The sequence below is a fragment of the Nocardia sp. MH4 genome (assembly GCF_019266065.1).
GTDB lineage: Bacteria > Actinomycetota > Actinomycetes > Mycobacteriales > Mycobacteriaceae > Nocardia > Nocardia canadensis.
In genome coordinates this window covers 41384-55124 of the sequence record NZ_LPNR01000105.1, presented here as the reverse complement: position 1 = coordinate 55124, position 13741 = coordinate 41384, and the positions used below count along the sequence as shown (strand labels likewise).

General features: G+C 65.0%; 11 protein-coding genes. 2 read left to right on the top strand and 9 right to left on the bottom strand.

The window, feature by feature from the left end:
- Positions 1-25: 25 nt before the first annotated feature.
- Positions 26-229 carry a cold-shock protein gene (locus ATM97_RS18195; RefSeq protein WP_218719230.1) on the bottom strand — a complete coding sequence of 68 codons (204 nt, stop codon included), beginning with the start codon at positions 227-229 and terminating at the stop codon, positions 26-28.
- Between the two features lie 285 nt (positions 230-514).
- Here ATM97_RS18195 and ATM97_RS18190 point away from each other — a divergent pair, with 285 nt between their 5' ends.
- The gene (locus tag ATM97_RS18190; protein WP_218719229.1) at positions 515-1804 is read left to right on the top strand and encodes a hypothetical protein; all 1290 of its coding nucleotides are present in this window, start codon (positions 515-517) and stop codon (positions 1802-1804) included.
- Here ATM97_RS18190 and ATM97_RS18185 read toward each other — a convergent pair.
- The gene (locus ATM97_RS18185) at positions 1801-2226 is read right to left on the bottom strand and encodes an NUDIX domain-containing protein (RefSeq protein WP_218719228.1); all 426 of its coding nucleotides are present in this window, start codon (positions 2224-2226) and stop codon (positions 1801-1803) included. The two genes, ATM97_RS18190 and ATM97_RS18185, sit on opposite strands and share 4 nt — an antisense overlap.
- A 65-nt stretch (positions 2227-2291) precedes the next feature.
- On the opposite strand from ATM97_RS18185, the gene ATM97_RS18180 reads away from it, so the two are divergent.
- Positions 2292-2936: a hypothetical protein gene (locus ATM97_RS18180; protein ID WP_218719227.1), complete on the top strand. Its 645-nt coding sequence runs from the start codon at positions 2292-2294 to the stop codon at positions 2934-2936.
- Between the two features lie 15 nt (positions 2937-2951).
- Here ATM97_RS18180 and ATM97_RS18175 read toward each other — a convergent pair whose 3' ends face one another.
- The 7 genes from ATM97_RS18175 to ATM97_RS18145 all read right to left on the bottom strand — a co-directional run bounded on the left by ATM97_RS18175 (position 2952) and on the right by ATM97_RS18145 (position 13573).
- On the bottom strand, positions 2952-4850 hold the full coding sequence (locus ATM97_RS18175) for an ATP-binding protein (RefSeq protein ID WP_218719226.1): 1899 nt from the start codon (positions 4848-4850) through the stop codon (positions 2952-2954).
- Between the two features lie 130 nt (positions 4851-4980).
- Positions 4981-5787 (bottom strand): DUF6339 family protein, encoded by an 807-nt coding sequence (locus ATM97_RS18170; RefSeq protein ID WP_218719225.1) that lies wholly within the window; start codon positions 5785-5787, stop codon positions 4981-4983.
- Positions 5788-5807: 20 nt separating this feature from the next.
- Positions 5808-6704, bottom strand: coding sequence for a hypothetical protein (locus tag ATM97_RS18165; RefSeq protein ID WP_218719224.1), 897 nt, complete (start codon positions 6702-6704; stop codon positions 5808-5810).
- On the bottom strand, positions 6704-8686 hold the full coding sequence (locus ATM97_RS18160) for a hypothetical protein (protein ID WP_218719223.1): 1983 nt from the start codon (positions 8684-8686) through the stop codon (positions 6704-6706). Before ATM97_RS18160 ends, ATM97_RS18165 begins: the two co-directional genes overlap by 1 nt.
- The gene (locus ATM97_RS18155) at positions 8683-9699 is read right to left on the bottom strand and encodes a PD-(D/E)XK motif protein (RefSeq protein WP_218719222.1); all 1017 of its coding nucleotides are present in this window, start codon (positions 9697-9699) and stop codon (positions 8683-8685) included. Before ATM97_RS18155 ends, ATM97_RS18160 begins: the two co-directional genes overlap by 4 nt.
- A complete protein-coding gene (locus ATM97_RS18150) occupies positions 9699-12254 on the bottom strand; it encodes a Z1 domain-containing protein (RefSeq protein WP_218719221.1) in 2556 nt (851 codons plus the stop codon). The genes ATM97_RS18155 and ATM97_RS18150 overlap by 1 nt, the downstream gene beginning before the upstream one ends.
- Positions 12255-12439: 185 nt before the next feature.
- Complete coding sequence (locus ATM97_RS18145) at positions 12440-13573, bottom strand: DNA cytosine methyltransferase (protein WP_255587984.1); 1134 nt, start codon at positions 13571-13573, stop codon at positions 12440-12442.
- Positions 13574-13741: the final 168 nt, after the last annotated feature.

Below are 13741 nucleotides of genomic sequence, written 5' to 3'. Positions count from 1 at the left end.
ACGGCGATCTATGCCGTCGGGGTCACTAGACGACCCGCACGTGCTGTGCTTCCGGTCCGCGCCGGGTCTCCCTGACCCCGAATTCCACCCGCTGACCCGCCCGTAGCGTGCGGAACCCCGCACCGACCAGCTCGGTGTATTCCACGAACACCTCGGGCCCGCCCGCGTCGGGGGTGATGAACCCGAATCCCTTACCGCTGTCGAACCAGCTCACAACGCCGTTCGGCATCGACCGACCTTCCGAATCATTTACCTGACATGCAGATTCGTTCATCGTCGCATGCCTGGGTCCGGCACCGGCAGCAGGGCGGCGGCGACCGGCGGCACCACCGGGCAGGTGACCGGTCCGCGACACGGCGGCGGCGGACCTCACGTGCGCCCGCGCGCGCATCGGCCCTGGATAGACTCCCTCGCAGGTCCGCCCGGACCCAGCCGGTCGCGAGAACGGAGATTCGGTGCACGCCCCCATCGCGCGACGCCCGAAGAGCCCGCGACCACCCGTGCGGGCCGCCCGATGACCCGGCGGCCCAACGCCACCGAGCTGCGGACCGCTGCCGAAGCGGTCACGGTGTTCGTGGCCGCCGCGGTCGCCGTCCTCGCCATCATGCTGCCGATCAGCTTCGCCGCTCTGGCCGAATCGCGCCACGTCGACCTGCTGGTGTTCAACATCCCGCGCGCGATGACCGGCGGCGCGTTCGTCGCGGTCATCACCGCCGCGGTCACCGTCGCCGTCGGCAGCGTGCGCACGGCCCGGTGGACGGCACTGGTCGCGCTCGCGGGAATCCTGCTCAGTCATCTGGTCCTGGCCCGCAATGCCGACAGCACGCATTTCACCGGCCTGTCCCTGCCGACCCTGAACTTCGTCGACGCCCTCCTGGCCGGAATGGCGGTGGGCGCCTTGGCCGTCGCGGTCTGGCCCGCCCCGCTGTTGCGCGGGGTGTACCTGTTCGCCGTGCCCGCCGCGACCGTGCTCGGTGACCTCACCGAGGCGCCCACCGACGAGACCTCGGCCGGTTTCGACGGCGTCCTCGCCGGCACCCTGCCGCTGTGGTTCATCGCGGCCACCGTCCTGGCCCTCGGCTACTTCGCGGCGACGACCACCACCTCGCCGCGCCCGGTCCTCGACACCGCGATCCCGTTGGCGCCCGTGTTCGCCGCCGTCATCGCCTTCTCGGCAATCCTGGCGGCGTCACTGGCGGTGGCCGTGCGCGAGATCACCGTCCCGTACGTGCTCGTCGGCGCGATCGTCGTCGTGGCGGCCGCGACGACGGCCGCGCTGATCCTGCCCGACCGCGACGGCGTCCTGCTGCTGTTGATGACCACATTCGCCGTGGCGGGCAGCCTCGTCATCACCCTGCCCCGCTCGGGCCTGGTCGACGTGGGCACCATGATCGCTCTCGGCGCCGGGCTGCTGGTCGGTCTGCGCGCACCGCGCGCGATCCTCGCCGCGGCCACCGTGGTCGCGCTGTCGGTGTTCGTGCTGGCCACCGACCTGCTCGACCCGCCGGCGGCCCTCAACGCCGCCGTCGGCTGTCTGGCGCTGGGCGCGGTGTGCGGATACTGCGTCGGCTCGGCGGTCCCCGGGAGTCCCACCTCCGCCGTCGTCGGCCTGTCGATCCTGTTCGTGCCCTCACTCGGAGTCGCGTTGAGCGACGACGAATTCGGCCACCTCGCCTACTCCTCGTCGTGGTACCGCACCGCCGACGTCGACCGCGGTCCGATCCCCGCGACGGCCTCGATCGGCATCGCGCTCGCCTGCACCGCCGCGATCGCGCTGATCCAGCGCCGCCGACCAGCCGTCTAGTCCCAGCCCAACTCGGAGAACACCCGCCCGGCCAGCGCCGCCCGCACCCCGACCTCGCAGTATTCGACGATCTCCGCCGGGAACTGTGCCGGATCGAACCACCGCAGCTCCGAACACTTCTCCGGTTCCCGATTGACAACCTCCCCACGCCAGCGCCGCACGACGAAGAACTTCTGCACCCGCTCGTCGCTGTGCAGCACATGCGCGAATGCCACATCCCCGGCGTCGATCTCGACGCCCACCTCTTCGCGCGCCTCCCGGATCAACCCCGCCACCGCCGACTCCCCCGCCTCGAGATGTCCCGCGGGCACATGGAACAACCCGTCCCCGAAGCCGGTAGCGAGCCTGCGCCCCAACAACACCCGCCCGTCACCGTCGAGCAGCACCAGATGAACGCCGACGAGTACCCGATACTTGTCCACGAATTCACCCTACCGAGATGCCGAGACCACCCCTGTTACAGTCGAATTCGGGGTACAACCGGTACATGAGTTTCCCGGTGACCTTCGGGTTCGCCCAGATCGGCCTGCTCGCCCTGCTCGCACTCGCCGTAGCCCTGCTCGTCTCCGCCGCCCTCGCGGCCCGCCGCCGCGGCGGCCTCAAGACCATCCTGGGCCGTGGCGCCCCCGGCCTGGCCCTGCTCCTCGTCGCCACCCTCCTGCTCTGGATCGCCACCCTCCTCCAGACCTACCTGGGCCTGACCGGCGAGATCACCGCCGCCCACGTCACCGCGAAACCCGTTGCCGGACAGTCCGACCAACTCGACATCGAACTGACCCTCTTCGACGACGACGGCGCCGTCGACACCCGCGCCACCCACCGCGTCGAAGGCAACCTCTGGGCCCTGCAAGCCAACATCGTCGAACTCCACCCCTGGGTCAACGCCCTCGGCTTCCACTCCGGCTACAAGATCACCCGCCTCTACGGCCAGCGCCTCGACGGCAAAGCCACCCACCAGGACCACATCATGCTCAACGGCAGCGACCGAGACTTCTTCGAAGACATGAACACCGGCACCTGGTACACCTCCCCCTTCGTCAAATCCGCCTACGGCAACGCCGTCATCGCCACCCCCGGCGAATACGACGTCCTCATCTCCCACGACGCCATCAAGGTCCGCGCGACGAATTGATTCCGCGACCGGCGATCACCAACTCACAATCCGCTCCACGGCCCCGAACACGTCCTTGAGATGCGGAGAATCCTGAGGAAGTCCGGCCAGTTTGACCTTCTGATAGCCCAGAACGTCTGCCGACGACACCTGCTCGGACTGGGTCAACCGCATCTCGTCGCGGTATCGCTCGAACCAATCCTGTTTCGCAGCCTTGCCGTCGGTACCCGAAGGTACATAGCCCAATGCTTCGCTGAGCAACGATTCGGGAGTGGTACCAGGCAAGAAGTCCAAATGGTCGTTCGCCCAAAAGATGCACGTACGCACCGCTTTGCACTTGTTGCGGTTGTTCCGATCATTGTCAGAACCGTGATCGATCGGCAGATCGGGCACGGCCTCGTGGAAGGTCGACTTCCAGATCGCTTTCAGGGCATCGAAGTTGTCTCCCGCCGCACCGACAGCCCTGGCGACGTCGAGCGCCGAACCTCGTCCCGGAACCCGTTGGTCCCCATCCAACAGAATGCCGATCTCCGACATGTCGGACATTGCGAAGCTCGCCAGCGCGGTCTTGACGATGCCGCCCGAACCACCGGGGAAGGGCACGATCTCCAGCGTGTCCAGCTTCGTCGGCGCGTGTACGCGCAGTGCGGCCCGTACCAATTCAGCAGCCAGGTCGTCTTCGACCAGAATCTTCCGACGTGAGTTGAACACGGTCTGTCCCAGATGCGCGAACGCTTCGGTCGGCGAGCAGGCGTCGGCAATCTTCACCACCCGGTTCGACTTCGAGTCGAACGCCAGCACCTTGATCGCCGCGGGCGGCAGATCGGCGACCAGAATCGGCGAGTGAGTGGCAATAACGACCTGATGTCCCTTCGCCAAGGTCTCCGATTTGATGAACTCCATCAGCGCTGCCTGAGCCCCCGGATGCAGCGAAACCTCCGGCTCGTCGAGCAGGATCAGTGACCCTTCCGGTGCGCGCTTGATCGCATCCACCAACCTGACGACGGCGTACTCGCCACTGCCCGCGTGTGCCTCGGAATACACCGATCGACCAGCGTTGGACATACCCGTGGTGGCGTCACCGACGTGCAGTCGGACAGTGAAGCCCTGCGGCCCGAAGAACTTGTGCTCGAGCATATCGACACGCCGTAGCGGCTTTCCCAGGATGCGGGCGGCTGCCTGAACCGATGGCTCGTCCAGTTCACGAACCCTCGCCACCAGCTTCTTCTGGTGCGTGGTCGGGACGGAATCACCGCGCAGCGCACGCGCGACCAGAGCCGAGTTCAGGATCACCCGGAACCGCCGCTGCGACGGTTCCGAAACCCACCGGTCGAGCGGACTGTGGTGAATGTACTTGTCGAAGGCGCTGATCTCCGACCGAAAGTCGAGGTACACCACGTTCTTTCGGATCAGATTCCAACGGTCACGGTTGGCCGACACCATCGTGTCGAAACCGACCGCGGGTACATCCGCCATGTTGTCGACGTCGACACGTTTGGTGGGCTCCCAGTAGTCGGGATCCCGCTTCCCCGTGAGCTTCGCGGGGACCTTCGACCGATACGGCTTGTTTCCTCGATACTTGCGGCACTCCGCCCGCGTCCCGCTGTTGTCGAACACGTACTTGTAGATGAATCGGTGCGATGCCCGGCCCCTGCCACCAGCATCGATGTCGTCCACCTCGGTCGAGAACCAGAACTCCGCGAGACTTCTACCCTCCGGCGCCGACGACAGGGCCTGCAGGATGGAGCTCTTGTTGGTCCCGTTCGGGCCGATCAATGCCGTGATGGGCCATGGGAAGTTCAAGGTGAGATCGGCGGCAAGGGCTTTGTACATCGGAAATCGAATCTCTTCGATGTAGGGCAAGAACCTTGTGCCCCCGTCGAACGCCGAAGTCAAGGATTGATTCAGGTCTCGCTTCTGGCCACCGGAGCCCATCGTGCACAACACCTTTCACAAGAGGCGCGGTCGGACTGCGCCGTTCCATCACAACGTGGAGAACAGAGGTGAGTCAGACCGTGGGAGCCTCCGCGAGTCGGCGGCCCTCCCGATGCCTCTCACCGAATTGTCACCGACCGGTGGTCGCCGGTGTCGCGAAAACCAGTGCGGCCCGGGCATCGGCGTCACTCGCCGAGAGTGACCCTCGTGCGGTCAGATACCCGACGACGGTTTCCCTGGCGATCTCGAGCAGTTCCTCGTCCAGCGCGTAGTCATCGAGCGCTTCGAACACGACGAACGGCGCCAGCCTGAGCAGGCGCTTCAGGAAGTCTCGAAGGATGTCACGCTCGGCCAAGCCTGCGAGATTCATCTGTTTCCACACCCGCAGAATCGATTTGATCAGGTGCGGGCTGCCGCCGAGAGCAGCGCGGCGCGCGTAGATCTGATCGAAGGCCGCTTCACCGAGAACGTGGAGGGCAGCGTAGGGGTCGGCGTCGGTCGGGGCGTAGACCAACTGCGCACGCCACCACATACGCCCGAAGACGTGACGGGTGAGGTCCGAGGCGAGCACGCGATCGCCCGGCGGCTTGGGGTAGCGCCAGTGCGCGACGTCGGGAAGGACGATCAGGGCCAGGAAGGCCCAGACGTCGCCCGACGCCGCCTCCGCGGGGGAAATGCGCATTTCCCGGTGCAGTGCGACCGCCAACCGCAGGTCGAAGGCGGTCTTCTGTTTGGCATCCGGAAGCTCCGGAAATCCGGATTCCTTTGCCAGGTCGACGACCATGTCCCGGAGTATCTGCAGCTTCTCGGGTTCCACCCGAGTACCCCCGGTGGCGACGAACACCGCCGTCTCGTCGGTGAGCGCCCACGCACTGTTCAGGTCGAGGGCACTGCGTTCCTTGTATTCCGCGGCGAGGAGTTTGGCCCGGTGCCGCAACAACCTCGGATACAGCAGCGTCATACGACCCCCTCGAAGATCTTGACCGCCGCCTGAAGCTGGGATGCGAACAGATTCGGCGATTCCTGGGCGGCCAGCCGGACATCGGTGATCGATCGTCCGGGGAACAAGCGCCCGAAGAGTTCTTGTAGCGTAGCGCCCAGCGTTTCATCGAGATACGTTGCGTCATCATCGAAATCGCTGATCCGAAGAGCATGGTCGACCATCGTCCGGGCCACATCCGCGTACAGCATCGACAGCGCCATCTTATCTTGGAGACGCGGATTCCCCGCCCGCTGCAGAGCTTCGGCGATCAGCGTCTTCTTCTCGTTGACCAGCAGGAGCAGGGACCCCATCGTGGCCACGTCGAGATTCGAACCGATCTCGAGGTGCCACGCGGCATCCCCCGGATAGTTGGTGCGCGCGAAATCCACGATCGCGATGGGGAACTGAGGCGCATCTCCCTGCAGACGAATCTGACTGCGATCACTCCACAGGACTGACCCACCCCGCCGCGGAGCAACCGGCCGGTCGGTGCCGCGCCTGCGGTGCGCCAGAACCAGGGAGGTATCCAGTGTCAGTACCCCACCGAGATCCGCTCCGACGAGTTCGGCTCGCAGCTCGATCTCGCCGTGCGCGGGAACGACGACACGCGAAACCACGCCGCGAAGTTTCGACCCTGTCGATGTCCACACCGCGGCCAAAGCCAACTCGGTGCCGGGAGCCAAGGTCGCCTCGGCCAGAGCCCGATCGATATCGACGTGGATGACTCTCCGCAACGACAGATTCGTCTGATAGTCCCAATGCGGCAGGTGGTCGGGAAGCGACATCTCGTCACCGTCGATGGACAGCAACCACGCGCCGGCACGAACCACGTTCGACGACGGCTTCTTGTACGGCAGGACGCGATTCGCCATCAGGCGACCGCCTCGGTGTACAGCACGATGTCGGTCATCGTGTCCGCCGCGGGCTTGACGACCGCCTTCCACACACTGCCGTCGCCACCCTCGATGACGTAGGTTGGGGTTTGATGTACCTCGCCCTGAGGGTCTTCCCAACCGACGAGGCCGGGCATCTCCGCACCGGCCGGCGGGTCCATCTCCAGGCCTCCGTCGCTGTTGAGGGCGACTGCCACGTCCGCGCTCACCCGCTGCGGAACGGCCACGGGCAATGTGAACCGTTGCACGACCACCCCGTGCCCCCAGAGCTCTGCCGGTTCCGGCTCACCGACGTACTCGATCTTGGGACGCCGTCGGCGCGGCGCCGGCTGAGCCGATCGTCCCCCGGCCTCGCTGAAGTCGCTGCCGAAAGAGGGCTGCCCGTCGGCACCCAAACCATTCGGTACCGATGGTGAACCCGGGGCATCCCCGTTGCCGGAGTCGACCGGCTCAGGTCGTCGACCACTGGGTCGTCGAGCAGGCGCGGCGCGTGGCGGTGGCGCGGTCTCGCCTGGTCTGCCGTAGTCGGTCGCCGATCCCACACCCCACGCTCCACCGACGAGGGGGGACAGCCGGTCGCTCGCGGCACCCAACGACACCTGGGCGACCTCGACGCCGCTGCTGCCACGAGGCCCGATGACCGCGTCGATCTCCTCCTTCATCCGCACGAACGTCATCTTCACGAACGAGTGCTCCGGGTGGTCGAGCGACTGATAGTTCCAGTTGTCGTGTGTCGGCGGCTCTGCCGCTGCGTAGGCGTCGTCGAGTTCTCGGTCCGCGCGGAAGACTCCCGCGTACGCCGAGTACTCACTGCCCGGCTTCGGCCCAGCCCAGTAGGTGACCACCAACTCTGCCGGACGCATCAGGCACACGTGGTGGACCATCCCGGTATCGAATCCCGCCATGTTCTCGGCGTTGCTCGGTTCGAAGCGCTGGGCGATCGTCTGATGCATCCCGAACCGGCCGAGGAGCTTCTTCGGCCGACGGCAATGCAACTCCGTGGCCTCGCGGCTGAGCATCTTTCGATAGGCCGCGACGAAGAGTTTGAGTGTCTTCATCCTGGCCGGGTCGGGGACGGGATAGTCGATGCCGTCACAGGTCACCGTGAACCGCATCGGCGGTGTGCCGTCGGCATCGGGAATCATCTTCGGCCACAGCTGGTAGACGATTGTTTCGGCGAGGTATCGAGCGACATCCGACGGTTCGCTGTTGTCGAGATTCGGATCGAGAATCGAGATGGTCGTTCCGGTCTCGGTGTCGCCGAAGGGTCGAAGACCCAGTTTGCGCGCCATGGTGTCGGCTTCCGCGCCGACGAGCGGCTCGATCACCTCGCCCGATCCGTCGCCCCACCAGTGTCGCCCGGTGTAGCGACGTTCGCGACCGTCTTCCACCGCGTCATAGCTCTTCCACAGCGCCGCACCCATCAATCGAGTCTCGTAGCGGCCCTCGTATTCACACCGGGTATGGACCAGAATCGTGCCAGCGTTCGATACCAGGTAGAGGATGCCTTTGCCGAATCCGTAGGTGCCGCCGCCCAGTGCCTGATCGCGCGGCTCACCGATATTGCGCAGGAAGGCGACGAAATCACGCCCTCGGTCGGTGACGGCGTCTGCTCGAGTCGGTCCGCCGAGCCCACGGGTCCCGCGGTCGGAGATGGACAGGACCCGAATAGTCGGCTGTTGCAGCGACTCCCGCAGCGGCAGGCGCTGTTTCGCCGGCGCCCGGCGCAGTAGATTCTCCCGCCAGGCCGGAGCGTCCGCGGCACTGATCGTCTGCAGGTCGATGCGGTAGTCCACCGGGATGCCATCGCCTCGACGAGCATCCCAACTGTTCTGGGCCGACTCCCGGACCAGGATCGTCAGATGGTCCAGCTCGGGTTTTCCGAGCTGATTTCGAATTCCCTCGGCCGCGCTGGCCCCTTCGGGCGGGAACGGCTGAGATACCCACGCGGGCGCTGTCATCGGGATTCCTCGAGCATCAACGTGATGTGCCGCTCCACATCATCGGCGTCCATCGGCGCGGGCACCTCTCCCGACAGATCTATCGTGTAGTCGACATTGCGGACATTGGTCGAGACCGCCGCGGCTGCCAGGTCGACAGTCGTCAGCCGCGGGAACGCGATATCGACGTTGTACCAACGTTGCTCATCGATCGAGAACCGCACGTGCGCATAGTGATCGTTGTCCGCGGCGCGGTAGCCGACGGTGGCGAGGAGAGAGAGCACCTCGCTTTCGTCATCGGCGAGATCGAGCACCCGCTTGACCAGTTCCACGATTCCGATGCCGTCATGCGCACTCGATTCCAGCCGGAACCACACGAGACCGAGCGCACCATCCACCGGCGGCTCCAACTGATCCAGACCGTGAATTCTGACTTCGCGGCCATCGTGCCCCGTGGACACCTTGACCTCGACAGCGCCCAAGTCGGTGGCGAAATCGTGGCGGTAACCCGATGGACCCGTCCACAGCCGACTTGCGCCGCCATCCCGCTCGAGCAACCGTTCCAAGACGATCAGCTCACCGAAGAGCCCCGCGATCTGCTGTGGGCCGAGGGGTGGTCCGGGATTGAGAAACAATGCGCGCCATCGGTCGAGCGTGCGGTGGAGCACCTTCACGGGATTCTCCGGCGCCTGTTCGGTCGCGACGAGGATCTCGGCGCACAGCGTGGTGAAGATGTCGTTCAGATCGGGACGCAGACAGGCCAGATCGGCGTAGTCGTGAAAGCTGCCGTCGTTCTCCAGTATTCGCTTGCTCAGACGCAAGACGGGACCGTTGAGGCCACGGCGCACATTCTGATACGCACCGATCGGGACGAGCAGGTGCCGGTGACCGGCGTTGTCCACAGCCACCGCCAAGGATCCGGCGACGGTCACTACCGGCAATTCGGCGAGAGTGACGACGGAGTCCTCGGTCCGTGGCCGTCGGAGCAATCCGCGCCACTGCTCGTCGAGAACCTCCTTCACCCGGTTCGACATCAGAGCTCCTCGGATTCGAGGGCGCTGAAATCCTCCTCCTCGATCTCTACCCCGGACAGGTCCGCAGAGATATAGTCGGCTTCCCACGCGACGGTGCTGTCGTCGTCGGTCGGCGTCGGGAACACCAGACCGACGCCGATGACGTGCTCCGGCGCGTTCAATGCCTGTCGCCGAGTCTTCGACGGCTCCGGCTCGGAGGTCTTGTCGATCGGATACAGCACCAGTAATCCGGCATCGGGGTGCTGCGCCTTCCGCGCCTTGGCGATGTCTTCCTCGGTCGTGCTCGAGGTGATGCCGTCGAGGTCGATCCCGGCGTCCCGACGGCTCATCAACGTCTTGATATCCGTATGGTCCGACGTCGCGGCGAACTGCGATCGGATGATCCTGCCGACGCCGATCCCCGGGGCGAAGTCGAACAGGTCCGCGTCGTCGATCGCGGGCTTACCGACCACGGCGATGTTCCACCGCCGCAACGTGCCCGCGTTGCGGATCCGCTTCTCGATGTAGCCGATCATCAGATCGGCATCGCACTCCTGTGACTTCTCGTGGAACTGATACTCGCGCAGGAAGTTCATGACCGTCTCACTGGGAACGTCACGGATGAGGTAGCGGCCGTCCGCGCCGTTTCCCTCGACCTGGCCGAATCGACCGGCAGCAGTCACGAGCGCGCGGGCCGCGGATTGGTTCCGGAGCAACCAGTCCGATTCCTTGCGGAAGTACCGGGTCTGGACACGCTGGCCGCCATAGGACGAGAACGCCGACACCGCGTCCTTCATCTTCGCGGCGGCGGTGACTCGCAGCGAGGGATGGGTACGCAGCCGCACCGCGAAGGTCATCGGCGTCTTGCCCTCGGTCATGTAGACGTCGATGTCGCGGCGCATCTCGGTCTCGACGGTGGCGAGGTGGCGGAACCAGTCTTCGAGTTCGGCGGTCATCCAGATACGAGGGAGATCGGCGTAGCCCGTGCGATAGCCGAACCACCGGCCCATCTGGAGCAGGGTGTCGTAGGTCGACACGGCCCGGACGAAGTAGCTGACGGACAACCCCTCCAACGTCAGACCTCGCGACAACGTGTTACCACCCACGGCGATCGCCACCACGGGGCCGTTCTCGTAGTCGAGGCGGTCGGTGCTTTCCGAGTTGTCCATCACGACACGGCAGTCACGGAGCACCCCGGGCAGCTCGGCGGCCAATTCGTCGAAGGAAACCGGCTTCTCGTCGAACGCGACAGCGGGCACCCGCGAGGTCTCCTCGTCCCACAACGCACGCATCTCACGCAGTAGAGCCGCGTCCGACAGATTGCGTCCGGTCGCCGCGCGCAACGCCAGCAGCGGGTCGCGGAAGCTGTTGTGTACCGCGGTCCGCACGCTGGTGTGAATCAGCATGGTGGAGTGTGGGTTTCCGCTGCCACGCACCCGACGCGCGGCCGTCGTCATCCAGAAGTACATCACCGCGCGCCGCAGCGTGGCGGTGATCGACGGGTAGAAGTCCTCGGCGTCCGCTCGCGTCTTGGGGCGGACCAGCTCGACATCGTCGTCGGGAACATTGCGGATCATGTCGTAGCCGTCGTCGACCTCGGCAGGATCCTCACCGTCGAGGGCATACCGACCGAACAGCACCTCGGTGCCGAAATGGCCATCGGGTTTGGGCAGATTCACGATGAAGTGCTCGGGGTACAGGTCATCCGCGGAGGGGTCGATGAGCAAGTTCGCGAACGGTGACGCGGTGTAGCCCACGTAAGCCGATTTCGGCAAGGTGTTGAGAATCTGCCGGATCAGAGGGTTGATCGACTTCGTCGCCACCGTCGCCTGATCGGCCTCGTCGTCGATGATGAGGGCTGGGCAGTCAGCCAGGTAGTCGGAAGCATCGCCCAACCACTTCACCAGCTTCCGCAACACCGTGGCGTTCTTCTTCACGACGCAGAGAACGTGGGTCTTGTTCGACTTGCCGAAGAAGCTCGCGGGATTGGCGGTGGGGCTGAAGTCACGATCGAGGTCGGTGATCTGGGTCCACAGCGTCGGGTTGGGTTCGACCAGCTGCTGGATGAGGCGCGCCTGAGTCTGCCGACGAAGGCCGTTGTGGATACCGGCCAACACGATGAACAGCTTGTAGCCCCGGTCGGCGGCCTTCGCCATCACCGCGGTGAAGTTCGTGGTCTTGCCCGACTGTACGTACCCGACCACGAGTCCCCGTGTGGAGAACGCGTTCTTTCGCGGGTGTTGCAGCAACGACACGATCCGGGTGGACGAATCGTCGAGGCTGTCGATGGCCGGGTCTTGCGGCCAGCCCTGCCTGATGAGGTCGTCCTGGATCGCGGGCCACAGTCGGTCGTCGGGATGCGGTCCCGCATACCAGGTTTCGTAATTGTCGATCACCACGGAGTGCGGTTCGCGCATCTCCTTGATCCGCACCATGTCCTGGTCGTAGCGGTCCATGATCCGCTTGATCACGTCTTCCGAGGCGAACAGCCTGAGCTTCTTGATGGCTTCAGCCGGAGTGTCCTTGTCCAGGAAGGTTTTGAACACGTCGTACTGGCCATCGATCAGATCACTCATCGGCTACTCCCACCTGCGCAAATCCCCTTAGTCGACGCTGGGAGGTTTGACTCCCCCACGTTGGGGGTAACAATATCGGCTCGATCCGACTAGTTCCGGTCAAGCGGGATAGTTGTTACCCGGTCGATGTGGGCTATCGGCGGGCAACAGCGGTTCGCTACACGTGTCCCACCAGACCGGACGACTCAGCCGGCCAGCACCGATTGCGCGATGAGTTCCAGCTGACGATCCTCGACCGCCGGCTGGTTGAAAGTCTGGGCAGGTGGTGGCCCGACGGGCCGAAGACCTGGTACGCCCAATTGGGACACCTTCCATGAACTGGCCACGGCCACGTCGAGCGCTTCCGACGACACCTGTCGACCGAAGACCGCCGCGCACAGCACGTGAGCAGCCAGCCTGGGTGGGATGGCATTGCCGATTTGCTGCGACACGTCCAAGCCCGACCACGGGTAGTCGTAGGGAAAGGTTTGAAGCCTGCCCGCATCCTCGGAGCTGACGTTGGCCACATACTTCCCGCGTGAATCGACAATTCGATTCCGCGAGACTTTGCCGGTCACGGTGTACGCCGGCTCGTCGAATCGACGTTCGCCACGAGCGGCCGGATCGCCACCTGTGCCGTAGTTGGAAATGACGACGAACTCATCCTCGCGCCCCAGCGCGTGCTGCATCGATACCCAGGGCTCGCGCTTATCAGCACCGTGCCGAGTATTCCCACCCCGAACAAACTTCTGATGCGTTTTCTCCGGCCAGACCACCTCGCCCTCTCGCCGGGCGATCAGGATTGCTCGGCGGCGGGTCTGCGGCACGCCGTACTCTTCGGCGCACAGCACCTTGGCATCGGCGAAGTAACCGTTCTTACGAAGAACCTTCGCGTACGCATCCCACACCGGAAGTACGGTCGGGACCTGCTCGAGGATGATCGTGTCGTAGGGCCGGCCTTGCCGCTTCGCTTGAAGCGCCCACTTGAGAGGTTCGAGGACGAGGCCTGTCCGGACGTCGTCTAGTCCGTCCAGCTCAGGTCGGACGTTGGGATCAGGGGAATCGCCCATCCGCTCCACAAGGTCCAACACATGGGCCAGCCGATTGCGCCCTGCGCCGGCTCCAGCAACCGAATAGGTCTGACAGGGTGGCCCACCTGCCAAGATCTTGGCTCGATAGTCCGACGGTGAGCAATCTGTGACGTCCGAGGCAACCGTGTCGAGCCCCGCGACAGTCCGTGTCGCACACGCGTTGGGATCGAATTCGATGCCGACGGTTTCGATCCCGAGCCATTTCGCCGCAACATCGAGGCCCCCAGGGCCGGCGAACAGGTCGACCATCTCGAATCGTGGGGCTTCGGGGACTGCAGGCGGCATCCGACGATCTTAATCGGCATTCAGGCACAGAAGCATGCGCCCCGGCCGAGCTGCGACTACTGGCCTGCCGCACGCACTACCCGCTGAACGGAAGCGCCGCGCACGTGTCCCACCGGTAGGTCCGGCCTTCGG